At 44.9% G+C, this 23,859-nt stretch carries 24 protein-coding genes and 1 other RNA gene; 10 read left to right on the forward strand and 15 right to left on the reverse strand.

Translation table 11 applies throughout. From position 1 onward, the window contains the following. Window positions 1–18 precede the first annotated feature (18 nt). The 9 genes from AB6E85_RS18850 to metK all read right to left on the reverse strand — a co-directional run bounded on the left by AB6E85_RS18850 (window position 19) and on the right by metK (window position 7,000). A complete protein-coding gene (locus tag AB6E85_RS18850) occupies window positions 19–189 on the reverse strand; it encodes a hypothetical protein (protein WP_156172492.1) in 171 nt (56 codons plus the stop codon). A 99-nt stretch (window positions 190–288) separates the two neighbouring features. After that, on the reverse strand, window positions 289–711 hold the full coding sequence (gene ruvX / locus AB6E85_RS18855; protein ID WP_017062240.1) for a Holliday junction resolvase RuvX: 423 nt from the start codon (window positions 709–711) through the stop codon (window positions 289–291). A gap of 46 nt (window positions 712–757) precedes the next feature. Further along, window positions 758–1,321 carry a YqgE/AlgH family protein gene (locus AB6E85_RS18860; RefSeq protein WP_048611435.1) on the reverse strand — a complete coding sequence of 188 codons (564 nt, stop codon included), beginning with the start codon at window positions 1,319–1,321 and terminating at the stop codon, window positions 758–760. Window positions 1,322–1,425: 104 nt separating this feature from the next. Beyond that, window positions 1,426–2,376 (reverse strand): glutathione synthase, encoded by a 951-nt coding sequence (gshB, locus tag AB6E85_RS18865; protein WP_019822368.1) that lies wholly within the window; start codon window positions 2,374–2,376, stop codon window positions 1,426–1,428. A 9-nt stretch (window positions 2,377–2,385) separates the two neighbouring features. Then, window positions 2,386–3,117 carry a 16S rRNA (uracil(1498)-N(3))-methyltransferase gene (rsmE, locus tag AB6E85_RS18870; RefSeq protein WP_048615674.1) on the reverse strand — a complete coding sequence of 244 codons (732 nt, stop codon included), beginning with the start codon at window positions 3,115–3,117 and terminating at the stop codon, window positions 2,386–2,388. A gap of 153 nt (window positions 3,118–3,270) precedes the next feature. Beyond that, window positions 3,271–4,002: an endonuclease gene (locus AB6E85_RS18875; protein WP_017062237.1), complete on the reverse strand. Its 732-nt coding sequence runs from the start codon at window positions 4,000–4,002 to the stop codon at window positions 3,271–3,273. Between the two features lie 96 nt (window positions 4,003–4,098). Beyond that, a complete protein-coding gene (locus tag AB6E85_RS18880) occupies window positions 4,099–4,599 on the reverse strand; it encodes a SprT family zinc-dependent metalloprotease (RefSeq protein ID WP_372143654.1) in 501 nt (166 codons plus the stop codon). A gap of 80 nt (window positions 4,600–4,679) precedes the next feature. Beyond that, window positions 4,680–5,477, reverse strand: a complete 798-nt coding sequence (locus AB6E85_RS18885; protein ID WP_017069586.1) for a DUF2189 domain-containing protein — start codon at window positions 5,475–5,477, stop codon at window positions 4,680–4,682. Window positions 5,478–5,845: 368 nt separating this feature from the next. Further along, window positions 5,846–7,000, reverse strand: coding sequence for a methionine adenosyltransferase (gene metK, locus AB6E85_RS18890; RefSeq protein ID WP_050653619.1), 1,155 nt, complete (start codon window positions 6,998–7,000; stop codon window positions 5,846–5,848). A gap of 357 nt (window positions 7,001–7,357) precedes the next feature. Here metK and tkt point away from each other — a divergent pair, with 357 nt between their 5' ends. The 5 genes from tkt to mscS all read left to right on the forward strand — a co-directional run bounded on the left by tkt (window position 7,358) and on the right by mscS (window position 14,421). Further along, a complete protein-coding gene (tkt, locus tag AB6E85_RS18895; protein ID WP_172380302.1) occupies window positions 7,358–9,352 on the forward strand; it encodes a transketolase in 1,995 nt (664 codons plus the stop codon). 213 nt (window positions 9,353–9,565) lie between these two features. Further along, on the forward strand, window positions 9,566–10,615 hold the full coding sequence (epd, locus tag AB6E85_RS18900; RefSeq protein ID WP_048611458.1) for an erythrose-4-phosphate dehydrogenase: 1,050 nt from the start codon (window positions 9,566–9,568) through the stop codon (window positions 10,613–10,615). Between the two features lie 166 nt (window positions 10,616–10,781). Next, complete coding sequence (locus AB6E85_RS18905; protein ID WP_372143657.1) at window positions 10,782–11,945, forward strand: phosphoglycerate kinase; 1,164 nt, start codon at window positions 10,782–10,784, stop codon at window positions 11,943–11,945. 155 nt (window positions 11,946–12,100) lie between these two features. Then, window positions 12,101–13,177, forward strand: a complete 1,077-nt coding sequence (gene fbaA, locus AB6E85_RS18910; protein ID WP_010435694.1) for a class II fructose-bisphosphate aldolase — start codon at window positions 12,101–12,103, stop codon at window positions 13,175–13,177. Between the two features lie 377 nt (window positions 13,178–13,554). After that, window positions 13,555–14,421, forward strand: a complete 867-nt coding sequence (gene mscS / locus AB6E85_RS18915; RefSeq protein ID WP_050621008.1) for a small-conductance mechanosensitive channel MscS — start codon at window positions 13,555–13,557, stop codon at window positions 14,419–14,421. A gap of 96 nt (window positions 14,422–14,517) precedes the next feature. Here the strand turns inward: mscS and AB6E85_RS18920 are convergent, their stop codons facing one another. Then, entirely contained in the window at window positions 14,518–15,147 is a 630-nt protein-coding gene (locus tag AB6E85_RS18920) for a LysE/ArgO family amino acid transporter (protein WP_372143659.1), read from the reverse strand. A gap of 142 nt (window positions 15,148–15,289) precedes the next feature. Here AB6E85_RS18920 and AB6E85_RS18925 point away from each other — a divergent pair, with 142 nt between their 5' ends. Further along, window positions 15,290–16,186: a LysR family transcriptional regulator ArgP gene (locus AB6E85_RS18925; protein WP_372143661.1), complete on the forward strand. Its 897-nt coding sequence runs from the start codon at window positions 15,290–15,292 to the stop codon at window positions 16,184–16,186. 111 nt (window positions 16,187–16,297) lie between these two features. Continuing rightward, window positions 16,298–17,011 carry an oxidative stress defense protein gene (locus tag AB6E85_RS18930; RefSeq protein WP_017059059.1) on the forward strand — a complete coding sequence of 238 codons (714 nt, stop codon included), beginning with the start codon at window positions 16,298–16,300 and terminating at the stop codon, window positions 17,009–17,011. A 112-nt stretch (window positions 17,012–17,123) separates the two neighbouring features. Here AB6E85_RS18930 and serA read toward each other — a convergent pair whose 3' ends face one another. From serA to zapA, 5 genes are all read right to left on the reverse strand, one after another. After that, window positions 17,124–18,353: a phosphoglycerate dehydrogenase gene (serA, locus tag AB6E85_RS18935; RefSeq protein ID WP_017059058.1), complete on the reverse strand. Its 1,230-nt coding sequence runs from the start codon at window positions 18,351–18,353 to the stop codon at window positions 17,124–17,126. Between the two features lie 261 nt (window positions 18,354–18,614). Beyond that, entirely contained in the window at window positions 18,615–19,271 is a 657-nt protein-coding gene (rpiA, locus tag AB6E85_RS18940) for a ribose-5-phosphate isomerase RpiA (protein WP_048605825.1), read from the reverse strand. 102 nt (window positions 19,272–19,373) lie between these two features. Beyond that, window positions 19,374–19,973, reverse strand: coding sequence for a 5-formyltetrahydrofolate cyclo-ligase (locus AB6E85_RS18945; RefSeq protein ID WP_372143663.1), 600 nt, complete (start codon window positions 19,971–19,973; stop codon window positions 19,374–19,376). Between the two features lie 6 nt (window positions 19,974–19,979). Beyond that, a non-coding RNA gene (gene ssrS / locus AB6E85_RS18950) (6S RNA) lies at window positions 19,980–20,163 on the reverse strand. Between the two features lie 11 nt (window positions 20,164–20,174). Then, window positions 20,175–20,483, reverse strand: coding sequence for a cell division protein ZapA (zapA, locus tag AB6E85_RS18955; protein ID WP_004735366.1), 309 nt, complete (start codon window positions 20,481–20,483; stop codon window positions 20,175–20,177). A 308-nt stretch (window positions 20,484–20,791) separates the two neighbouring features. Between zapA and AB6E85_RS18960 the strand changes: the two genes are divergently transcribed. Genes AB6E85_RS18960 through AB6E85_RS18970 form a run of 3 tightly spaced genes read left to right on the forward strand, consistent with a single transcriptional unit; the run spans window position 20,792 to window position 23,805 of the window. Further along, window positions 20,792–21,367, forward strand: coding sequence for a YecA family protein (locus AB6E85_RS18960; RefSeq protein WP_048605821.1), 576 nt, complete (start codon window positions 20,792–20,794; stop codon window positions 21,365–21,367). 24 nt (window positions 21,368–21,391) lie between these two features. Then, window positions 21,392–22,570: a 2-octaprenyl-6-methoxyphenyl hydroxylase gene (ubiH, locus tag AB6E85_RS18965; RefSeq protein WP_372143727.1), complete on the forward strand. Its 1,179-nt coding sequence runs from the start codon at window positions 21,392–21,394 to the stop codon at window positions 22,568–22,570. An 11-nt stretch (window positions 22,571–22,581) separates the two neighbouring features. Then, complete coding sequence (locus AB6E85_RS18970; protein ID WP_048605817.1) at window positions 22,582–23,805, forward strand: FAD-dependent 2-octaprenylphenol hydroxylase; 1,224 nt, start codon at window positions 22,582–22,584, stop codon at window positions 23,803–23,805. Window positions 23,806–23,859: the final 54 nt, after the last annotated feature.

Consider the following 23,859-nt stretch of genomic DNA (forward strand, 5'->3'; position numbering starts at 1 on the left):
TCAGGCGTTTGAAGATACTTAATTATTATTCAGCGAACCGTGTTCTCGACGGCTGTCATCGTAATATTTGTTGCCGCTAGTGAAGCTAGAATTGGTTTTACCATCATTCATATACCCAGCACTGCTAGACCCTGTTGAGCTGCATGCTGAAATGGTTAGAGCGGCGAAGATTGCTAGAAAAATTTTCATGTGAACTCCCACTTACCTATTAATGAATTGCTTCGACATTACGTCGTAATATCATTATAGGATCACAACGGAGTTTAATCTTTGAGCTCTTAATTTTCGTTATGAATATTGTGCTTCAAACCAGCTCTCTAAAATGACGACTGCAGACTGGTTATCAACATTGCCTTTGCTTAGCGCTTTATAACCACCCATTTCAAAAAGGTCGGCTCTTGCTTCTGTGGTCGATAGTCTTTCATCATGTAGTTCAACATCGACACCAAAACGTCCTTTAAGACGGTTAGCGAACTTCTTTGCTCTGGGTGTGATGGTTGCTAAGTCTTTACCATGAAGGTCGGTAGGAAGGCCGACTACAATCAAGTTCGGTTGCCACTCCTTTATTTGCTTTTCGATGTCGTCCCAATTTGGGATACCATCTTTGGCTTTAAAAGCTTTTAGAGGACTTGCGGTGCCCGTGATTTCTTGTCCTATCGCACTGCCGATACTTTTTGTACCGTAGTCAAATGCCATAATTGTTCGTGACATGGGGTTTCCAAATTTATCTGTGTTTGAGAGTGGTTGCTGATTTGAGCTAGGCGTGACCAGCGTCTGCTGAAAGCTGAGCCGCATTTATGCCTAACATCTGTACAGCGACTTTCCAGCGGTCAGAAATCGGTGTATCGAAGATGACCTTCGGATCGGCTTCAACGGTTAACCATGAGTTCTCGGTCAGTTCGGTTTCCAGTTGTCCCGGTTCCCATCCTGCATAACCAAGTGCGACTAGATAATTCATCGGCTCATCTTCTGTGCCCAACACCATCAAGATATCTTTTGAGGTTGTTACCGAGATTTGGTCTGTCATGTTGATGCTGGATTGATAGCTGCCTTTAGGTTTGTGCAAAATAAACCCACGGTCTTCTGCGACCGGCCCACCGTTTAATACCGGCTTATCAAGACTTGCTTGATTGGATTTCGGCTGTTCAGAATCAACCTCAACTTGTTTAAGCATGCTGCCAACAGTGACATCGATAGGGGCGTTGATCATTAAGCCCATCGCACCTTCGTCGTTATGTTCACAAAGGTAAATTACCGAATTTTGAAAGTAGGGGTCTTTCATTCCGGGCATAGCAACCAGAAAGTGGTTCGTTAAATTCATAGAGCCTCCTGCCAGTGTGTTCCCAGTAAAGGAAAAAGAGCGGCGTGAAGCCGCTCATTGATTCTGTGCCGTTTGCGAATAGCTAAGGCTTTCTTTAGTTTAGGCTATTTAGCGTTAACGCGACGCTCGATTGCGTCCATTAATTTACCTGTTACCGAAATATCAAAAGCAGCTTCAATTTCACGGATACAAGTGGGGCTAGTCACGTTGATTTCTGTCAGCTTGTCACCGATAACATCAAGTCCGACAAAGATTAAGCCTTTTTCTTTTAGTGAAGGAGCTACTGCTCGTGCGATAGCCCAGTCTGTTTCACTCAACGGACGAGCTTCCCCTGTACCACCAGCAGCTAGGTTGCCTCGAGTTTCCCCTTTAGCCGGGATACGTGCTAGGCAGTAAGGCATTGGCTCACCGTCAACCACAAGAATACGCTTATCACCATTGCTGATGTCAGGAACAAAAGTCTGTGCCATTGCGTAGTTTTGACCGTGGTTCGTCAATGTTTCAATGATCACTGATACGTTTGGATCGCCTTCCTTCACGCGGAAGATTGACGCACCACCCATACCATCAAGTGGTTTAAGGATCACATCACCGTGCTTCTCACGGAACTCTTTAATCTTTTCCGCTTTACGAGTCACGATGGTTGTCGGTGTTAGTTCTGGGAACCAAGCCGTGAACAACTTCTCGTTACAGTCGCGAAGGCTTTGTGGTTTGTTTACGATCAGTGCGCCGTTCTCTTCAGCACGCTCAAGAATGTAAGTCGCGTAAATGTACTCAGTATCAAATGGAGGATCTTTACGCATTAATACTGCATCTAAATCAGATAGCGCGATTGTCTGTTCTGACTTGAATTCGTACCAACCGTTTGGATCTTCTTTTAATTCTACAACCTTAGTGTCAGCAATGGCTACGCCTTGATCTAAGTGTAGATCATCCATTTCCATGTAATGGATTTCGTAACCACGACGTTGAGCTTCAAGCATCATGGCAAAGCTAGAGTCTTTTTTGATGTTAATGGATGAAATTGGATCCATTACGATGCCAAGTTTGATCATTTTTTTCTCCTAGCCTAGATCGCCAAAACGGACTTGTAAGGCAGTAATTGCGGTTAGAGCTGCTGTCTCAGTACGAAGTACACGTGGGCCGAGTAGCGTCTCTTCAAATTTGTATTGTTCTGTCATGCCGATTTCTTCAGCTGACAAGCCACCTTCAGGACCAATCAATAGGCGCACCTTGCTGATAGGTTCTGGAAGGGTGTTAATTGAGTACTTTGCACGAGGGTGTAGGTTTAGTTTTAGTGCTTCGCTTGGTTCGCTGCACCACTCTTCAAGCTGCATAATTGGGCGAATGACTGGAACCGTATTGCGGCCACACTGTTCACACGCCGCGATAGCAATCTTTTGCCACTGTGCGAGTTTTTTCTCGAAGCGTTTTGTATCAAGCTTAACGCCACAGCGCTCTGAAATTAGAGGGGTAATGGTGTTCACACCAAGCTCAACCGATTTCTGAATCGTGAACTCCATTTTGTCGCCACGTGAAATCACTTGGCCTAAATGTAAGTCTAACGGAGATTCGCTGCTGCGCTCGATGCGTTCAGAAACATTAACGGTGACATTTTTCTTTGATACTTCGGCTATCGTCGCAGGGAATTCAGCGCCACTGCCATCAAATAGAAGAACATCTTGGCCTTCTTTCATGCGAAGGACACGACCAACATGACCCGCGGCATCTTCGCCTAAAGCGAGTGAACCTAACTGATGAATGCGTTCTGGGTGATGGATACGAGGGATTCTCATGCTGGTAAACCTATAAATATGTTCATTTGGGTGTTTTGTCTCTGCCTAACATGGATGCTTTTAGTTGAAAAAACAAGGGTAGAGCAAGAGTTTCAGGGGCAATTCTGAAACTCTTGTTTGAGATAGTAAGGAATGTTGATTGTACGAGCGAGCTTATTTACAAGCAGGGTAAACAAATGGGTTGTGATTACCTTGGATGGCATAGATTCGTTCATCACGAGTACATTCCCACTTGTCGACAGGAAATTGCTTGTTCCACGCCATCATCAGGTTGGTTTGTTGTTTAGATAGCTTGAAACCATATTCTTGGCTCATGTAAAGATAGGTACGCGCGATAGAGCCTTTTGCTCTGTCTGGCGGCATAACTTTACGCTGCTTAAAGTTGACCTGCATTTCACACTGGCCATAGCTCACGCCATCCATGCCATTCCACTGACTGAAATTGTAGTTGGAGCGATCACCGTTAACCTCACCAATGGCCGGAGTTAGGTTGTGAAGATCGGCTTCCATGGATTTGAACACTTTGTCATTGCGAGTGCAGTTCTTGCGCCCACCATCTTGCCAGCACTGACGCTGATGGCCAAATTGCCAAGCTGGAACCACATGTTCCCACTCAATTCGACTCGCTCGCTTTTGTTGTTTTCGGACTTGATAACCACAGCCATCAAGGTCGGGAATGCCTTTCTTTTTGTCCTTCCATGTAATGTCACAGCCGCAATAAAATGAAGTCGGATGGTCGAGATAAATCTTCACCGCTTCTCTTTTTGCTTTGGAAAATGAGCTCGGTGGTGCGGCGAGAACGCTTTGGGTTACCAGTAGGCCAAATACTATTGTTAAGTAAAAAGACACAGGTAGGCCAAATGCTTTGAAGGTGAGTTTTTGCATAGAAAAAGACTGATAAAAGTATGATAAACATCAGTCTAGCACTCAAATGTTAGATCTCTCTATTAGATTTGTTCTACCGAGCACATCAGCTTGTCACTAGCTTAGCTGAGTTCCCGTAAAAGCTAAGGTTTGCTGGCAAAGTTGGCAGCGGTAGGTCGATTGATTCCGAAGTACTTTGTTGTGTCGCCTGATTGATAATGGGTAAGTGGTGCACTCACATCGATATTCAAAAGTTTTCCCTTGAACTGACGCGATTTGAAAGCTGTGAGTTGTTCTGGCTGGCACGTTGAATACTTTTTCCATCACGTATTTCCACTCGTTTCCGTGAGGCCTAACACGCCCGAAAACCTGATGCGTGATCAGGTGTGCGAGCTCATGCGGCACAACCTCGTTGATGAAGGCGTCTTCATTTTCAGCGAATAGTATGTGATTGAGCTTAATTTCGTTGAGCTGAAGGTAGGCCTTTCCCGCCGCTTTGCCTCTTAACTTGAAGGTGATAATTGGGTGAGGGAATTCACGAGAGAAATGTTGATTTGCGATAGCGAGGCACTCAGCCAGTTTCTTATTTGCTCGATGTTGTTGCGGGGTGTAAGACAAACGTTGTTAACTCCAAATAAAAGGCCTCAGCGTTTAAGCTAAGGCCTCATCATAACATTGCTCGTTAATATGGCGATTATTTATAGATGGTGATTCTTCTTGATGATCTCGTGATAAGCATGCCATGTACCATAGCCAAGTAGCGGCATGGTGACGATCATTCCGATGCCGTAGGTAGCAAACCCCACCAGAATACCGGCACAAATAATACTCGCCCATACCACCATCGCAGGGATGTTCGATTTAACGGCATTAAAGCTAGTGAAAATCGCACTCATCACATCAACGCGTCTCTCCATCATTAACGGAATTGAAAATGCTGAGATGCTAAATATGAGGCTTGCGATAACAAAACCAATCACAGAGCCTGTGATTAAGAAGGGCGCAAATTCAGCCAGTGGTGCGCCTTGCACCGAAGGGTAGAGTGCGTGCAATAACGCAGCGATACGCATCCAGAATATCATCGCAACCATCAATACAATCGCAAAGGCCCACTGGTGTGTGGAGTTGCGAGTGATGGCTTTCATCGAGTGCAGTAGGCTTGCGTTGTGGCCTTTTTCTCTTTCCCAAGCTGCGTCATACAAGCCCAGAGCAAGAAACGGCCCTATTAGCATATACACTATCAAGCTTGGCATCACGACCAAGTGTGTTCCTTGCCATTGGACAAGTTGAACAATGGCGATTGCCGCTCCCATAAAGCACAAACCGTAGAATGCGCTGATTAATGGCATTCTTACTAAGTCATGCAGAGCAAGCGATAACCAATGAAAGGGTGCGGAAATACTGATTTGGTTGCAAGGAATGGTACGAGCGTAATCCTTATCGCTGACCTTGTGTTTTTTATCGTTCAGTTCGGATGGGTGCGCGGTACGAGGCATAGATCCCCCTAGTTAAATAACGTCCTAGTTATAATTCCATAAGGCTCATCGGTGTGGCTTGTGTGAGAGTTATGGTGTTGAGCTAAATTGCTCTTTGTCATCCCAGTTTTTGTTCTAGCGTGCATTTAACGAGCGTTATCAGACTGAATTAATTTAAGTTAAATGTGAGCTTGATCGCTTAGGAGTTACCTTAACTATTGTCAGTAGTGTTAGAAAACACAAATTATCAGCGGTTTTTTATACTAAGTGGTTAACGGTAAAGAAGGGCATTAGAGAAGGGGATGGCGAGTGAAAGTTTGGTAAGTACATAAAAATAAAGCCCTTACTAAGAAGTAAGGGCTTTAAAGAAACAAATCGCAGTGGCTAAATTATTTTAGACCAGCGAAGTCCGCAAGGATTGTTGCTTTGTCAGTCGCTTCCCAAGGGAACTCTTCACGACCGAAGTGACCGTATGCAGCAGTCTGCTTGTAGATAGGCTGAAGAAGGTTCAGCATTTCTTGAAGACCGTATGGACGTAGGTCGAAGTTTTGACGAACTGCTTCGATGATGATTTCGTGAGCTACTTTTTCAGTACCAAACGTTTCAACCATGATAGATGTTGGGTCAGCAACACCGATAGCGTAAGACAGTTGAATCTCACAACGGTCAGCCATGCCAGCAGCAACGATGTTTTTCGCAACGTAACGAGCCGCGTAAGCAGCAGAACGGTCAACTTTTGATGGATCTTTACCAGAGAATGCGCCGCCACCGTGACGAGCTGCGCCGCCGTAGGTATCAACGATGATCTTACGACCTGTTAGACCACAGTCACCCATTGGGCCACCGATTACGAAACGGCCTGTTGGGTTGATGAAGAAGTTAGTGTCTTTGTTGATCCACTCAGCAGGTAGTACTGGCTTGATGATCTCTTCCATTACTGCTTCACGTAGGTCAGGTGTTGTTACTGAATCGCAGTGTTGAGTCGAAAGAACAACAGCGTCGATACCAACGATCTTACCTTGGTCATATTGGAATGTTACTTGTGATTTCGCATCTGGGCGAAGGAAGTCAAGCTTACCGCTCTTACGTACTTCAGCTTGCTTCTTAACAAGAAGGTGAGAGTAAGTAATTGGAGCCGGCATTAGGATTGGTGTTTCGTTAGTCGCGTAACCAAACATGATGCCTTGGTCGCCTGCGCCTTGCTCTTTAGGGTCTTCTTTATCAACACCTTGGTTGATGTCTGGAGACTGCTTACCAATTGTGTTTAGAACAGCACAAGAGTCAGCGTCAAAGCCCATATCAGAATGAACGTAACCAATTTCACGTACTGTTTCACGAGTGATTTCTTCGATATCAACCCATGCAGACGTTGTTACTTCACCGCCAACCATAACCATGCCGGTTTTAACGTAAGTCTCACAAGCAACACGTGCTTTTGGATCTTGTTCCAAGATGGCATCAAGAACAGCATCAGAGATTTGGTCTGCAATTTTATCTGGATGGCCTTCTGAAACAGATTCAGAAGTGAATAGGTGCTTAGCCATGAGAGCTCCACTTTTAGTTTTTGGTGTAAATAGTTTATGGCGTCGCAAGCTAGGAAGCGCCGCCATTAAATACAGTATATTTTGTAGGTGTTTCTACATCTAGACGGCTATTCTAAATTCCAGCGGTCGAATTACAAGCTCTTTTTTATGATATGTCATAACTAATCGTTTGCGTATCGATCGAGATAAGCCACTGCCAAGTGATGTAAATGTTCGAAAATTGCGAAAAATGACCGTTAAAATGCCAGTAAAACGTTTGCAGTCGCAATAGTCGTTTGAGAGAATACCCGCGCTAATAAAAATGAAAACTTTAGCAATTATCTCTTTTTTAAATCGCTTATGTACTCAGGAGCAGACATGCCTTCTCGTAAAGATCTAGCCAATGCAATCCGCGCACTTAGCATGGACGGTGTTCAACAAGCAAATTCAGGCCACCCAGGCGCACCTATGGGTATGGCTGACATCGCTGAAGTTCTTTGGCGTGGCCACTTGAACCACAACCCAGCAAACCCAGAGTGGGCTGACCGCGACCGTTTTATCTTGTCTAACGGCCATGGTTCAATGTTGATTTACTCTCTGCTTCACCTTGCAGGTTACGAGCTTTCAATTGAAGACCTGAAAAACTTCCGTCAACTGCACTCTAAGACTCCAGGTCACCCAGAGTACGGTTACGCTCCTGGTATCGAGACAACGACTGGTCCTCTAGGTCAAGGCATCACGAACGCTGTTGGTATGGCAATGGCTGAGAAAGCGCTTGCTGCTCAGTTCAACAAAGAAGGCCACGACATCGTAGACCACTACACTTATGCATTCATGGGTGATGGCTGTCTGATGGAAGGTATCTCTCACGAAGCATGTTCGCTAGCAGGTACGCTTGGTCTTGGTAAGCTGGTTGCTTTCTGGGATGACAACGGTATCTCTATCGATGGTGAAGTGGAAGGTTGGTTCTCTGACGATACTCCTAAGCGTTTTGAAGCTTACGGCTGGCATGTAATCCCAGCGGTAGATGGTCACGACTCTGACGCTATCAACGCAGCGATTGAAGCGGCTAAAGCAGACCCTCGTCCAACTCTTATCTGTACTAAAACTATCATCGGTTTTGGTTCTCCAAACAAAGCAGGTACGCACGACTGTCACGGTGCTCCACTAGGCGCTGATGAAATCACAGCAACTAAAGCGGCACTGGGTTGGGAACACGGTCCTTTCGAAATCCCAGCGGATATCGCAGCTGAGTGGAATGCAAAAGAAGCAGGCGCAGCGAAAGAAGCAGCGTGGAATGCTAAATTTGACGCATACGCAGCGGCTTACCCTGAGCTAGCAGCAGAATTCAAACGTCGTACTAACGGCGAGCTTCCAGCTGAGTGGGAAGAGAAAGCAAACGCAATCATTGCTGATCTTCAAGCTAACCCAGCGAACATCGCTTCACGTAAAGCATCTCAAAACGCACTAGAAGCGTTTGGTCAAATGCTTCCAGAATTCATGGGCGGCTCTGCTGACCTTGCGCCTTCTAACCTAACTATGTGGTCTGGTTCTAAGTCTCTTGAAGCAACTGACTTCTCTGGTAACTACATCCACTACGGTGTACGTGAATTCGGTATGACGGCTATCATGAACGGTATCGCTCTGCACGGTGGTTTCGTACCATACGGCGCAACGTTCCTAATGTTCATGGAATACGCTCGTAATGCAATGCGTATGGCTGCTCTGATGAAAGTTCAGAACATCCAAGTTTACACGCATGACTCTATCGGCCTAGGCGAAGATGGTCCTACTCACCAACCGGTTGAGCAGATCGCTTCTCTACGTCTGACTCCAAACATGAGCACATGGCGCCCATGTGACCAAGTTGAATCAGCAGTTGCTTGGAAACTGGCTATTGAGCGTAAAGATGGTCCTTCATCTTTAATCTTCTCTCGTCAAAACCTTGCACAACAAGATCGTGACGCTGAGCAAGTAGCTAACATCGCTAAGGGTGGTTACATCCTGAAAGATTGTGCTGGTAAGCCAGAGCTAATCATCATTGCAACGGGTTCTGAAGTTGAGCTTGCAGTTGAAGCTGCTGCACAACTAACCGCTGAAGGTAAAGCAGTACGCGTAGTATCTATGCCTGCAACTGACGCGTTCGACAAGCAAGATGCTGAATACCGTGAGTCTGTACTTCCATCTGATGTAACTGCACGTATCGCAGTAGAAGCTGGCATCGCTGACTTCTGGTACAAGTACGTTGGTTTCGGTGGCAAGATTATCGGTATGACAACGTTCGGCGAATCTGCACCAGCAGGCGAACTATTCAAGATGTTCGGTTTCACTACTGAAAACGTAGTAAACACAGCGAAAGAGCTTCTTGCTTAATCATTGATTGCTAGCTTAGTGCTAACAATGAAATGAATAAAAAAACCGAGCACTGAGCTCGGTTTTTTGTCTCTGGGATTTGTTTCTCCTAGACTCATCTCTATAAGCAACAGATCAATCTGTCATGAACAAGCTGAGTTATTCAAGTAATGCCTTTTGGGTAGGATTCAGTTATCATCTGTTGCACGAAATTTTGGTTAGATGTACGGAACTATGCTAAAAGTCGCGATAAATGGATTTGGACGAATAGGGCGTAATGTATTGCGCGCTGTCTATGAAAGTGGCAAAAGCCAACAAATCAAAGTAGTAGCTGTCAATGAGCTTGCTCAGCCTGACGCTATGGCTCACCTATTGCAGTACGACACCAGTCACGGCCGCTTCGGTAAGAAAATCTCTAACGATCAAGAGCATATCTATGTCCATCATGGCATTGGTGCTGAAGACAAGGGTGAGTTTGATACCATTCGTATCTTACATCTTGCTGATATTGATCTGTTGCCTTGGCGTGACCTTGAGGTGGATATTGTTCTCGACTGTACCGGTGTTTATGGTTGCCGAGATGACGGCCTCGCGCACATTGCTGCAGGGGCAAAAAAGGTACTGTTTTCTCACCCAGGTGCCAATGACCTCGATAACACCATTATCTATGGTGTGAATCACGATACCATCGAAGCGGACCACCGAATCGTTTCCAATGGTTCATGCACCACCAACTGTATTGTCCCTATCATTAAGGTTCTTGATGACGCCTTTGGCATTGAGTCCGGTACGATTACGACTATTCACTCTTCAATGAATGATCAACAAGTTATCGATGCGTATCACAGCGACTTGCGTCGTACTCGAGCAGCAAGCCAATCGATCATTCCTGTCGATACCAAGTTGCATAAAGGTATTGAAAGAATCTTCCCGAAATTTTCCAACAAATTTGAAGCTATATCTGTGCGTGTGCCGACGGTAAACGTAACAGCGATGGATTTAAGTGTCACAATTAATGCAAATGTGAAAGTTAATGACGTAAATCAAACCATTGTTAATGCATCCCAGTGTACATTACACAATATAGTTGACTATACTGAAGCGCCGCTCGTTTCCATCGACTTTAATCACGATCCCCATAGCGCAATCGTTGATGGTTCACAAACGCGAGTGAGCAACGGCCACTTAGTTAAAATGCTAGTGTGGTGTGATAATGAATGGGGCTTTGCGAACCGAATGCTGGATACGGTTCTTGCAATGCAAGCTTCTGAAGGCAAGAAGTAAGACCTAGAAGCAAATGTGCGGATTATTTATTTTTTAGCTTGAAATAAATACTAAGAGTCCACATATTATTAGTAGTGAAAGAATTACCAGTTGAATAATTTATAGGCTTAGCAGGGTTGCTGAGTTTCCAAAACTTTATATTTATTTAAATTTGAGAGGACAAATCATGTCTGTGATCAAGATGACTGACCTGGAACTTGCAGGTAAACGCGTATTTATCCGTGCTGACCTAAACGTACCAGTAAAAGACGGTAAAGTAACTTCAGATGCACGTATCCTTGCATCTCTACCAACTATCAAACTTTGCCTAGAAGCTGGCGCAAAGGTAATGGTTACTTCTCACCTTGGTCGTCCTACTGAAGGCGAATACAACGAAGAGTTCTCTCTAGCTCCTGTAGTTAACTACCTAAACGACGCACTAGACTGCGAAGTTAAACTAGCTAAAGATTACGTAAACGGCCTAGAGCTAAACGCTGGTGAACTTGTTGTTCTTGAAAACGTTCGCTTTAACAAAGGCGAGAAGAAGAACGAAGAAGAACTTTCTAAGCAATACGCTGCACTATGTGACATCTTCGTAATGGATGCATTCGGTACAGCTCACCGTGCTCAAGCTTCTACACACGGCGTTGGTACTTACGCTCCTGTAGCATGTGCTGGCCCTCTTCTAGCTGCTGAGCTTGAAGCGCTTGGTAAAGCAATGGACAACCCAGCTCGCCCACTAGTGGCTATCGTTGGTGGTTCTAAAGTTTCTACTAAACTAACCGTTCTAGAATCTCTTTCTAAAATTGCTGACCAGCTTGTTGTTGGTGGTGGTATCGCGAACACATTCATCGCTGCTGAAGGTCACAACGTAGGTAAGTCTCTATACGAAGCTGACCTAGTTGAAACGGCTCAAAAGCTAATGAAAGAGTGTGCTATCCCAGTAGCAACTGACGTTGCATGTGCTAAAGCATTCGACGAAAACGCAGAAGCTGAAATCAAGCACGTTTCTGAAGTTCAAGACGACGACATGATCTTCGACCTTGGTCCAGATTCAACTGCGGCACTAGCTGAAATCATCGGCAACGCTAAAACAATCCTTTGGAACGGCCCTGTAGGCGTATTCGAATTCAAGAACTTCGAAGCGGGTACAGCTGGTATCTCTAAAGCAATCGCTGAGTCTGCAGGTTTCTCTGTAGCAGGTGGTGGTGACACGCTAGCAGCTATCGACAAGTTCGGTATCAAAGCTGACGTTTCTTACATCTCTACTGGCGGTGGCGCTTTCCTTGAATTCGTTGAAGGTAAAGTACTTCCTGCAGTAGCAATGCTTGAAGAGCGTGCTAAAGCATAATTGATTTAGAAAGGCGAGATGTGAATCTCGCCTTTTAACGTTTGCTGCATATCACACTTTTTTGCTAGAATGGCATAAGTTGTGAGCAAACGATTGCAAGTTTTTAAACTTAAGTTTTTTAATCTTAAAACGATAGAATAAATAGGACTATTTCCATGTCTAAGATCTTCGATTTTGTAAAACCTGGTGTGATTTCTGGCGATGACGTACAGAAAGTATTTGAAGTAGCAAAAGAAAACAAATTTGCTCTTCCTGCTGTAAACGTTGTTGGTACTGACTCTGTAAACGCAGTACTAGAAGCAGCTGCTAAAGTTAAAGCTCCAGTAGTTGTTCAGTTCTCTAACGGCGGCGCTGCATTCTTCGCAGGTAAAGGCGTTAAACTTGAAGGTCAAGGCGCACAAGTTCTTGGCGCTGTAGCTGGTGCAAAATACGTACACGCTGTAGCTGAAGCTTACGGTGTTCCAGTTATCCTGCACACTGACCACGCTGCTAAGAAACTTCTTCCATGGATCGACGGTCTACTAGACGCTGGTGAAGAGTTCTTCGCACAAACTGGTAAGCCTTTATTCTCTTCTCACATGCTAGACCTTTCTGAAGAGTCTCTAGAAGAGAACATCGAAACATGTGCTAAGTACCTAGAGCGCATGGCTAAAATGAACATGACAATCGAGATCGAACTTGGTTGTACTGGTGGTGAAGAAGACGGCGTTGATAACTCTGATATGGACGCATCTGAGCTTTACACTTCTCCAGAAGACGTAGCATACGCTTACGAGAAACTAATGGCTGTTAGCCCACGTTTCACTATCGCTGCATCTTTCGGTAACGTACACGGTGTTTACCAAGCTGGTAACGTTGTACTTACTCCAACTATCCTACGTGATTCTCAAGCATACTGTGCAGAGAAGTTCGGTATCGCACCTAACGCTCTAAACTTCGTATTCCACGGTGGTTCTGGTTCTTCTGAAGCAGAAATCCAAGAGTCTATCGGCTACGGTGTTATCAAAATGAACATCGATACTGATACACAGTGGGCAACTTGGGACGGTATCCGTCAGTACTCTGCTGACAACTTCGATTTCCTACAAGGTCAAATCGGCAACCCAACTGGCGAAGCTGCTCCAAACAAGAAGTACTACGATCCACGCGTATGGCTACGTGCTGGTCAAGCTTCAATGGTTGCTCGTCTAGAGAAAGCATTTGCTGACCTTAACGCTGTAGACGTACTATAATTCTTTGAATTAAGTACTCTTTAAGTTTTAAAAACCCGCTCATCGAGCGGGTTTTTTTATGTCTGATAAAAACTTGTATTAAATATGTGAAAAACCTAGCCTACGGTGAATAAATTTCGTAGTCTTTTAGTTATCGGTATTTGTGTTTATCGGTAAGTTTTAGTAATTCAAAAGCTTACATAAATATGACTTTGCAATCTGTCAAAGATAGGATATCGTGCCGAAAAACTGAACTTGGTTCAGTTTATAAAAAGGACTTGGCTTTAATTTACTTTGAACACAATGACTTAACGGTCATTAAACTGTTTATTATATTGCAGAGTAAATTAGGCTTAAGGCAGTTTAGCCCATAGCATATTATATAGAGGATGCACATTATGGCTGATAGTTCGACAGCGATTGAGACTCCACTTGTGGATGGTTTGTCTCAAGCAGAGCAGTGGTTAACAAATAATTCAGATTTATTTATCCAATATGGCGTAAATATCATTTCAGCACTGATAATTCTATTTATTGGTAACCTTATTGTTAAAGCAGTAGCGAATAGCGTGTCTAAGGTTCTTCAGAAGAAGAAAATGGACCGAGCGGTTGTGGAATTTATTCACGGCTTAGTTCGCTACCTATTGTTTGTTATTGTTTTAATTGCTGCACTAGGTCGTTTAGGTGTTCAAACGGCATCTGTAGTTGCTGTTATTGGTGCGGCTGGTTTAGCGGTAGGCTTAGCGTTACAAGGCTCACTATCTAACTTTGCTGCTGGTGTACTTATCGTTGCATTCCGTCCATTTAAGTCTGGTGACTATGTGGAAATTGGTGGTGTAGCAGGTTCAGTGGATTCAATTCAGATCTTCCAAACTGTTCTAACAACGCCAGATAACAAAATGGTAGTGGTACCAAACGGTAGCGTTATTGGTAGCCCAATTACTAACTACTCTCGTCATGACACACGTCGTATCGACCTAATGATCGGTGTTTCTTACGGCGCTGATCTGCAAAAGACCAAAGAACTTCTGACTAAGATCTGTGAATCTGACGAGCGCGTGTTGAAAGAACCAGGCGTTCAAGTTGGTGTTCACACGCTAGCGGACTCTTCAGTAAACTTTGTTGTTCGCCCATGGGTTAACACAGCAGAGTACTGGGATGTGTATTTTGACCTTATGCAAGCAATCAAAGAAGGCTTGGATAACGAAGGTATCGAAATTCCATTCCCGCAAATGGATGTACACATGAATAAAGTAGAAGCTTAATTTTTAGTTAGTTTTTATAGCTATAAGCTTTTATAAGGAAAGGCGGATAACTTAGGTTATCCGCCTTTTTTGTTGGTTTCATGAAGCTAAATAGATTTACCAGTATTGCTCAATCAGTCCATTGGTAAGCACTGCTGCAATGGCGAACATCATGGTTGCTACTGCGATATCAATGCCTTTCTTAACATTCGGTTTAGATAGCGTTGGGCCTAGCTTTGCCGCGCCCAATGACAAAGAATAAAACCAGACGAACGAAGCCAATATAGTCCCCATAGCAAACGCAATTCTGTCGTTGCCTTCAAATTGCCCACCAATGGATCCAAGAATTACTACGGTATCCAAGTAGAGGTGTGGGTTTAATACTGTTACTGCCAATGCCCCCAAAATAACGGTGCGCTTGCCACGCGCCAATATCTCACCTTTCGATTCGTCACTGGTGCGCACTTTGAATGCACTGCGTAGTGAGAGCAAACCATATACAGTCAGAAAGGCGATGCCACCTAATGTCACAGAGGTAAGTAGTAATTCATTTTGCGACAAGATCGCTCCGCCGCCAAAAATGCCTAATGAGATAAACAGAGTATCGAGCAGGCTACAAATCGTTGCTGTCGTTAAATGATGATTGCGTTTTATCCCTTGATTTAGGACGTACGCATTCTGAGCGCCAATAGGGATGATCATACTTGCCCCTAGACCAAAACCTTGTAATAAAACCCAAAAATTCATTTTAACCTCCACTTATTTAACGATATTTACGTGCTATATGGCGAAGATACTCCGACCTTTTAAATAAGTATAATTAATGATTTTAATCTATTATTAGAGTTGCTAATCTGGTGGTCGGGTAGCTTAAAAAGGAAGCAAATTGATGCGTGGATTGGATTATAAATGGATAGAAGCACTGGATGCCGTAGTAAAACAACGTAGCTTCGAAAGGGCTGCTGAGCAGTTATATATCTCCCAGTCGGCGGTATCTCAGCGCATCAAACAGTTGGAAAAGTGGTTGGCTCAGCCTGCCTTGGTGAGAGAAAGCCCACCTAGGCCTACGCCTGCAGGTAAAAAATTACTGGGCTTATATCGCCGTGTTCGTTTGTTAGAGCACGAGCTTGTGCCTGAGTTGATGAATGAAGAGGGCTCTCAGCCACTATCGATATCCATAGCGACCAACGCTGATAGTTTGGCGACATGGTTGCTACCAGCTTTGTCGGATGTGATGAAGTCTCGCCAAGTCGAGTTAAACCTAGCGATTCATGGTGAGTCGAGAACCATTGAAAAGATTAAAAGTGGTGAGGTGGCCGGTGCAATCAGTTTAGAGTCTCAAGCGATTCCTGGCTGCAGTGCCGACTATCTCGGTAGGATGGATTATGTGTGTGTGGCTAGCCCTGATTTTCATCAGCGTTACTTCGCAGAGGGCGTAAACTATGCCACCTTAAGTAAAGCGCCTGCGGTTTCCTATGATCAATACGATGATCTGCATAAGAAGTTTCTGCATGATCATTTTAACGTCCCGAGAGACAGTGTGATCAATCATACAGTCGGTAGTTCAGAAGCGTTTGTGCGCTTAGCGTTGTCGGGTGTCGCCTATTGCTTGATTCCTCGATTACAGATTATCGAGGAGCTAGAGTCTGGTGCTCTGATTGATATTACCCCTGGCTTTCTGCTCTCTTATCGCATCTATTGGCACCATTGGCAGCTTGAGAGTGGGGTATTAAAAGAGGTATCCCAAGCAATATTGAGTTTTGCTCACAATCACTTACCTCAGTAAATTGTTGGTTTTTTCAGCGTCAAAGTTCTGTTAGAAGTGCGTGCTCTGGATTGGCTAAACGATAAATTGCTCTATGATGAAAGTACATTTGTTTAGCATAGGCCATACCTAATGAAGCTTGTACCAAAGATGTTAGCAACGTCTCTTACTCTTACTGCGGCGTTGAGTGCTGTGAGTTTTCCATCATTGGCTGACTCTCCATCCTTTCCTCATATTTCAACGACAGGCTATGGTGAAGTGATCGCGACACCTGATATGGCGACATTCTCTGTGAGAGTCGTGGAATCGACGATGACTGCTGAACAGGCTAAAAATACCGTTGATAAAGTCGTGACAGGCTTTCTAAATAAGCTGCATCAAGCAGGTGTTGATGAGGCGAGTGTTCACAGCTCGAACCTGTATTTATCTCCTCAATATCATTACCCGAAAGATGGCAAACCGGAACTGGTTGGCTACCGCGCCTCACGTAATGTGACCGTTCAAGTGACTGAGCTAGCTAATCTTAATGAGTACATGGATATTGCGATTGGAGAAGGCATTAATCAGATCGACAACATCCAACTGCAAGTTCGCGACCAAGCTAAGTATCAAGAGCAAGCGCGCTTAGAAGCAATTAAAGATGCGACATCAAAAGCTAAATCATTGGCGAGTGGTTTTGAGCGCGAGTTAGGTGATGTATGGCGCGTGGATTACAACGCCCAATCTTCTCAGCCAGTACTCATGCGTTCAATGGCGATGGATGCAAGAACAGAATCGAACTCTTATGAAGACTCAACGATCACCATTCGTGATCGCGTGAACGTGATCTACCAGATCGAAGAGTAATGACAGTGCTATAGAAGGTTTTGGATCATGACGATCTAATTACCTACGATAGGCCAAATACTAAAAAGGCTCTCATTATGAGAGCCTTTTTTATGCATTTTGAGTGCGATGATTAGTGAAGAAGACGAGCACGGATTGTGCCTTCGATCTCTTTCAGTTTAAGCAGCGCTTCTTCAGAGCGGTCGGCTTCTACATCGATAACGACATAACCCATATCAGCCGCAGTCTGTAGGTATTGACCTGCGATGTTGATCCCTTCTTCAGCGAAGATGGTGTTGATCTGAGTTAGGATGCCTGGGCGGTTTTCGTGAATGTGTAATAAACGAGACGTTCCAGTATGCAGTGGCAGTGATACCTCTGGGAAGTTAACACTTGATAGCGTAGAGCCGTTATCAGAGTATTTCGCTAGCTTACCAGCCACTTCAACACCAATGTTTTCTTGTGCTTCTTGAGTTGAACCTCCCACGTGAGGCGTTAGGATCACGTTATCGAACTGCATTAATGGAGACTCAAACGGGTCTGCATTGGTTTTTGGTTCTGTTGGGAAAACATCAATCGCCGCACCTGCAAGGTGACCAGATTCCAGAGCGCCACACAGAGCAGGAATATCGACTACCGTGCCACGAGCTGCGTTGATAAAGATAGAACCAGGCTTCATGCGCTCGAACTCTTCTTTACCCATCATGTCTTTTGTTTCGTTGGTTTCAGGCACATGCAAAGAGATTACGTCACACTTGTTCAGTAATTCCGTCATGGTATGAACTTGCGTTGCGTTACCCAAAGACAGTTTGTTTTCAATGTCGTAGAAGTAAACACGCATGCCAAGGTTTTCAGCAATAATACCCAGTTGAGTACCGATGTGACCGTAGCCAATAATACCTAAACGCTTACCACGAGCTTCGTAAGAGTTGTCTGCACTCTTTTTCCAGATGCCACGGTGAGCAAGAGCGTTCTTTTCTGGGATACCGCGTAGTAGTAATAGAACCTGACCAAGAACCAGCTCAGCAACGCTTCGAGTGTTTGAGAACGGTGCGTTGAACACAGGGATACCGCGTTTTGCTGCTGCTTGAAGGTTGACTTGGTTAGTACCAATACAGAAACAACCGACGGCAACCAGCTTTTCAGCTGCATCAATAACTTCTTGGGAGATGTTAGTGCGAGAACGAATACCAATGAAGTGCGCATCTTTAACTGCTTCAAGAAGTTCATCTTCCGGTAGCGAGCCTTTGTGGTACTCAATGTTTGTGTAACCAGCGGCTTGCAGTACTTCTACAGAAGAAGGGTGAAGACCTTCTAGAAGTAGAATTTTTATTTTTTCTTTTTCCAGTGAAACTTTGGCCATTGTTCTCGTCCTTAAAATGGAAAGGTTGGGCAAATGCGGCGCACGTGCTACAAAATGGCTGAAAGGGGAACAAATTCACCACTTTGTTAGGAGACAAACGTTTTCCCTGTGCGTCTTCTGAACAATAAAGTAACAAAAAAAAAATGTTTTGGGTAAGAAAATTACGGAATAAGACATAATTTTACAGCAATAAAGCAAAAAAAACGGCGCCCTAGGGCACCGTATGTAATGAAGTAACAGAAAAACTCAATCTTCTATTATTTATTCTTCGATTTTTGCACCTTCAGGCGTGCCGGTGATAACCACATCAGCACCACGGTGAGCGAACAGACCAACCGTCACAACACCAGCGATACCATTGATGATATCTTCTAGTTGTTTCGGGTTTTCGATCGCCATGCCATACACATCTAGGATCACATTGCCGTTATCGGTTGTGCAGCCTTCGCGGTAAACTGGGTCACCACCAAGCTTAACCAGTTCACGTGCCACGTATGAACGTGCCATTGGGATTACTTCAACAGGCAGTGGAAATTTGCCCAACACATCAACTGCTTTAGTACCGTCAACAATACACACAAACTTGTCAGAGATAGCCGCTACGATTTTTTCACGAGTCAAAGCCGCACCGCCGCCTTTGATCATATCGCGTGAAGCGTTAATCTCGTCTGCGCCATCAACATAGATGTCTAGTTTAAATACATCGTTGCACTCAAATACTTTGATTTCTAGTGCTTCTAGTTTTTCAGTAGAGGCTACAGAACTTGAAACCGCACCTTTGATTTTGTCTTTCATTGTGCCAAGTGCGTCGATGAAGTGATTTACTGTAGAGCCAGTACCTACACCTACAATGCTGCCTTCTTCAACATATTGAAGTGCTGCCCAGCCCGCTGCTTTTTTCATTTCATCTTGAGTCATGCCATTCTCCTGAATAAGGTCTTGCGCTTTGAATTAATCGTTCGCGTATTGAAGTTAACGTTTATATATCGAGGTTAACGTTTGCGGCGCGATTATAGCGCTTTAATGGTTGTTTTCCCATTGCCAAGTTTTACTCGGAGTCACGATTTTAGGTAACGGAATGTCCCATTCTTCAATCGGCAGGGTATCAACATGTTGGCAATCATGAGCCAAACCAATAGGAGTTGCACCTTCGCCCGTCTCGAACCACTTCGCCAAGGTGCGATCGTAATATCCGCCGCCCATACCTAAACGATGGCCATGAGAGTCAAAGCCGACAAGGGGCGTAAGAATAAGGTCGAGTTGCTGACAAGGTTTAACCAGCATTTGATTGAGCTGAGGTTCGACAATACCGTACTTATTCAAGACCGTCGGTGTGGTTGGCGAGTAGTGCAGAAACAGCAGGTGTCCTACAGAGAAGGGGTGCAATACTGGTAAATAAGTTTGCTTACCTTGCGCCCATAACCATTCGATTAAAGGTTGGGTATCGAGTTCGCCATCGATAGAGATATAGAGGGCAATATGCTGAGCAGACTGAATCTCATCAAGCTGCATGCACTGCTTAACTAAGTCGATACCGGATTGAGTTTGTTGGTCGCCAGATAAGGCATTGCGCTTGATACGGATCTGTTTGCGAAATTCGCTGCGTGTGAGCGTCTTCATAAGAAGGGATACCCCAAAGTGCCGTTGAGAATAGATGGCCCTTGAACCAGCGAGTTCAAGGCGGATCAGCAATGATTACCGTAGGCTTCTCGGTCGGGCCGAGCATGCTCAATAGCACTCAAGTACTAACCCTTAGGGATTGCTTATCGGCTCGGGGACGTGAATCCTCTGACAAACACTCCAGGGTAAATTTTGTGTACGCTATTGCTGTCCGTGCTTAACTTTACTGAGGACATCTGAAAGTGATGTCGTGAGCTGTTCCATTCGCTCGGTCAGTGCGTTTTGTTCATCATTTGCTTCAAACTTCTTGGTTTGTAATTCGTAGCAAATATTCAGAGCTGCGATAGTCAGCAGCTTCACTTCATTGGTTACCTTAGTACGTTCAGCCATCTCTTTCAATCGATTATCAAGATCGGCCGCCGCTGCAATCAATGACTCTTCTTGCCCTGGTGGACAATTCACTCGAGTCAGTTTTCCTAATATTTCAACGTCTACCGCTTGATTACTCATGATGGATGAACTCTTTAACGCGCTATTTTAAGGCTGTTGCTCTTCGCCATTTTTTGAGAAAGAAAAAGTGCAAGTACCGATGAGGAAGCAATCTCCTCTGAGGGAGAAACTATAGGTAAACCGCTATTAAGATTCAAGCTTTTCAGAGTGACTGTTTGTAAATGAGAGCTTGAGCACACAGTAATTCAACAAATTGAACAATTGATAGTCAGTCATACTTCAATTGCTGGGGATCGATGCTTACCAGAATTGGGGTGAAGTGGTACGATTATACTATCGATATAAAGAATAACTGAGCGAGCTATCTGATGAGCGAAACTACTTTACCTGACTACCTAACGGTTGCGACTGAACTTCAATCGGCAAGTCTAGCCGTAACCCCTGCTGAGATGCACGGTTTATTGACGGGTATGTTAAGCGGAGGCTTAAGCCTTGCAGATAAAAGCTGGCAACCACTGATCTTCGATTACACCAATGAAGGCATGGGTTGGCCAGATCGCGCATTAACGCTAGCGGAAGCGACACTGAAAGTAACGACCAGTGAAATCACAGGTTCAGGCATGGAACTGTCTATGTTGCTGCCTGATGAAGACGCAAGCGCAAGCCTGTTTGACTTGGCTGATGGTGTGTCTGATTGGATTAACCATTTCATTTCTGGTCTAGGCTTGGTTGGCGCTCAATTGAACAAAGCGTCTGACAGTGCAAAAGAAGCATTAGCTGATCTAGAAGAGATGGCAAAGCTTGGCATTGACGAAGAAGATGATATGGAAGAACAAGCGCAGCTTCTAGAACACGTTATTGAGCACGTAAAAGCGTGTGCACTAACGATTCATGCTGAATTTGGTGCTCGCCCATCTGAAGATGCGGCGCCTACCATTCATTAATTCGTTGGCCGGTTTGAGGTTATGATGGCTCAGTATGATGTTGTAATTGCTGGTGGCGCAATGGCAGGGGCAACCTTAGCCCTTGCTTTGAATCACCTAAGCCAAGGTTCACTATCGATTGCGGTAGTGGAGCCTTATCAGGTTGATCATCAAGCTCACCCAGGGTTTGATTCTCGTTCGATTGCTTTGTCTTATGGCACGGTGCAGATCCTTGATTCTTTGCAGTTGTGGCAATCTATCGCTCCGGTCGCGACCCCGATTAAAGATATCCATGTTTCGGATCGCGGGCATGCCGGAATGACAGACATCTACAGTGAAGAGCTTGCTGTCGATGCGCTTGGCTACGTGGTCGAGTTAGCAGATGTGGGTCGAATCTATCAACAGAAACTTGAATCAGAAGCAGCCATTACCATGCTTTGCCCTGAGTCTGTCAGTAAAGTTGAACGTGAAGAAGCGTTGACCACGATTGAACTGACCAGTGGGCAAACAGTAACCACCAAGTTATTGGTTGCTGCTGACGGTGCAATCTCAACCTGTTGCCAACAGCTCAATATCTCATTGAGTGAGCACGACTTTGAGCAAGTTGCTGTGATTGCCAATATCGTGGTGAGTGAACCTCACCAAGGTCGCGCATTTGAGCGTTTTACCCATCATGGGCCTGTTGCTCTATTACCGATGAGTGACAACCGTTTATCGCTGGTTTGGTGTTTAAGACCAGAGCAAGCACAAAAAGTGATGACGCTAAACGACAATGAATTTCTCGAGCAATTGCAGAATGACTTTGGCTGGCGACTTGGCCGATTAGAGAAAGTCGGCAAGCGTGCGAGCTACCCTTTGATTCTTCGTCATCGACAGCAAAATATCTCTCATCGATTTGCCATTGTTGGTAATGCTGCTCAAACGCTTCACCCAATTGCGGGGCAAGGCTTTAACCTAGGTATCCGAGATGTGGCTTCCTTGGCAGAAGAGTTGTGTACCCAGCTAGATGATGTGGGTCGTTACAATGGTCTTGTTAACTTTAGAAAGCGTAGAGAACAAGACAGAGACGCAACGATCACGTTGACTTCAAGCCTAGTTCATCTGTTCTCAAACGATTTTATGACCGCTCGCATTGGGCGTAATCTTGGGTTAGCCGTAATAGATAACCTTCCACCACTTAAAGGTCCACTTTTGCGTCATACGCTTGGCCTAGTAGAAAGATAAGGTAATAAATAATGATGCAAAGTGTTGATATCGCGATTGTTGGTGGTGGCATGGTTGGCCTAGCGCTCGCTGCTGCCCTAAAAGACAGTGACTTAAGAATTGCTGTCATTGAAGGCAGAGCTCCCAGCGAAGGGCTTAGTGAGCTGCCTGACGTACGTGTATCCGCGTTGAGTCGTTCTAGTGAAGTGATTCTTCGTAACCTAGGCGCATGGCAAGGTATCGAACAAAGACGCGCTGCACCGTATCAAGCGATGGAAGTGTGGGAACAAGACAGTTTCGCTCGTATTGAGTTTGACTCGACACGCTTGGCTCAGCCTAACCTTGGCCATATCGTTGAAAACCGTGTGATTCAATTAGCGCTGCTTGATCAGGTTAAGAAGCAAGACAACGTCAGCCTGTATATGCCCGCAACGTGCAAAACGATGGCGATCGGTGAAAGTGAAGCCTGGTTAACATTGGACAATGGTCAAGCACTGACAGCTAAGTTGGTTGTTGGAGCAGACGGCGCAAACTCTTGGGTTCGTAAGCAGCAAGATATCCCATTAACACATTGGGATTACGGACACAGTGCGATTGTCGCGAACATCAAAACCACAGAGCCGCACCACAGTGTTGCTCGTCAAATATTCACACCTCAAGGTCCATTGGCATTCCTACCAATGCAACCAAGCAACATGAGCTCGATTGTTTGGTCTACGGAACCAAATCGTGCCGAGAAGCTGGTATCCATGTCGGATGCTGATTTTAATAAGCAGCTAACGGCAGAGTTCGACTCAAAGCTTGGATTATGCGAAGTGGTTGGTGACCGTTTTGCTTTCCCACTGCGCATGCGTTATGCACGTGACTTTGCGGTAGAACGTGTGGCTTTGGTTGGTGATGCTGCTCATACCATTCACCCATTAGCAGGGCAGGGCGTGAACCTTGGCCTATTAGACGCAGCAAGCTTAGCGCAAGAGCTGTTAAAGCTATGGTCTGCAGGTGAGGATATTGGCACCAAGCGTAATCTTCGCGGCTACGAGCGCTGGAGAAAGGCAGAGGCGGCGAAAATGATTGCTTCAATGCAGGGTTTTAAAGATCTGTTTGAAGGCGATAACCCAGCTAAGAAGCTGATTCGTGGTATCGGTATGAAGCTAGCGGGCCAATTACCGGGTGCGAAAGATGAGATCATGAAGCGCGCACTGGGTTTGTCAGGCAATCTTCCTGACTTAGCTAAGCGTCCTGTGACTCATCGATAATGAAATAGTGTTTTGGTGATTTATCGAATCATCATTGATACGAAACTTGGTACG

Source organism: Vibrio sp. 10N.247.311.51 (assembly GCF_041467855.1).
Taxonomy (GTDB): domain Bacteria; phylum Pseudomonadota; class Gammaproteobacteria; order Enterobacterales; family Vibrionaceae; genus Vibrio; species Vibrio coralliirubri.

Coding starts and splice junctions, on each gene's coding strand:
- ubiH (WP_372143727.1), top strand. CDS start 21,392: ATGGCTCAGTATGATGTTGTAATTGCTGGTGGCGCAATGGCAGGGGCA.
- epd (WP_048611458.1), top strand. CDS start 9,566: ATGCTAAAAGTCGCGATAAATGGATTTGGACGAATAGGGCGTAATGTA.
- AB6E85_RS18850 (WP_156172492.1), bottom strand. CDS start 189: ATGAAAATTTTTCTAGCAATCTTCGCCGCTCTAACCATTTCAGCATGC.
- fbaA (WP_010435694.1), top strand. CDS start 12,101: ATGTCTAAGATCTTCGATTTTGTAAAACCTGGTGTGATTTCTGGCGAT.
- tkt (WP_172380302.1), top strand. CDS start 7,358: ATGCCTTCTCGTAAAGATCTAGCCAATGCAATCCGCGCACTTAGCATG.
- AB6E85_RS18920 (WP_372143659.1), bottom strand. CDS start 15,147: ATGAATTTTTGGGTTTTATTACAAGGTTTTGGTCTAGGGGCAAGTATG.
- metK (WP_050653619.1), bottom strand. CDS start 7,000: ATGGCTAAGCACCTATTCACTTCTGAATCTGTTTCAGAAGGCCATCCA.
- mscS (WP_050621008.1), top strand. CDS start 13,555: ATGGCTGATAGTTCGACAGCGATTGAGACTCCACTTGTGGATGGTTTG.
- serA (WP_017059058.1), bottom strand. CDS start 18,353: ATGGCCAAAGTTTCACTGGAAAAAGAAAAAATAAAAATTCTACTTCTA.
- ruvX (WP_017062240.1), bottom strand. CDS start 711: ATGTCACGAACAATTATGGCATTTGACTACGGTACAAAAAGTATCGGC.
- AB6E85_RS18970 (WP_048605817.1), top strand. CDS start 22,582: ATGATGCAAAGTGTTGATATCGCGATTGTTGGTGGTGGCATGGTTGGC.
- rpiA (WP_048605825.1), bottom strand. CDS start 19,271: ATGACTCAAGATGAAATGAAAAAAGCAGCGGGCTGGGCAGCACTTCAA.
- AB6E85_RS18960 (WP_048605821.1), top strand. CDS start 20,792: ATGAGCGAAACTACTTTACCTGACTACCTAACGGTTGCGACTGAACTT.
- AB6E85_RS18860 (WP_048611435.1), bottom strand. CDS start 1,321: ATGAATTTAACGAACCACTTTCTGGTTGCTATGCCCGGAATGAAAGAC.
- AB6E85_RS18905 (WP_372143657.1), top strand. CDS start 10,782: ATGTCTGTGATCAAGATGACTGACCTGGAACTTGCAGGTAAACGCGTA.
- AB6E85_RS18925 (WP_372143661.1), top strand. CDS start 15,290: ATGCGTGGATTGGATTATAAATGGATAGAAGCACTGGATGCCGTAGTA.
- AB6E85_RS18885 (WP_017069586.1), bottom strand. CDS start 5,477: ATGCCTCGTACCGCGCACCCATCCGAACTGAACGATAAAAAACACAAG.
- gshB (WP_019822368.1), bottom strand. CDS start 2,376: ATGATCAAACTTGGCATCGTAATGGATCCAATTTCATCCATTAACATC.
- AB6E85_RS18945 (WP_372143663.1), bottom strand. CDS start 19,973: ATGAAGACGCTCACACGCAGCGAATTTCGCAAACAGATCCGTATCAAG.
- AB6E85_RS18930 (WP_017059059.1), top strand. CDS start 16,298: ATGAAGCTTGTACCAAAGATGTTAGCAACGTCTCTTACTCTTACTGCG.
- zapA (WP_004735366.1), bottom strand. CDS start 20,483: ATGAGTAATCAAGCGGTAGACGTTGAAATATTAGGAAAACTGACTCGA.
- rsmE (WP_048615674.1), bottom strand. CDS start 3,117: ATGAGAATCCCTCGTATCCATCACCCAGAACGCATTCATCAGTTAGGT.
- AB6E85_RS18875 (WP_017062237.1), bottom strand. CDS start 4,002: ATGCAAAAACTCACCTTCAAAGCATTTGGCCTACCTGTGTCTTTTTAC.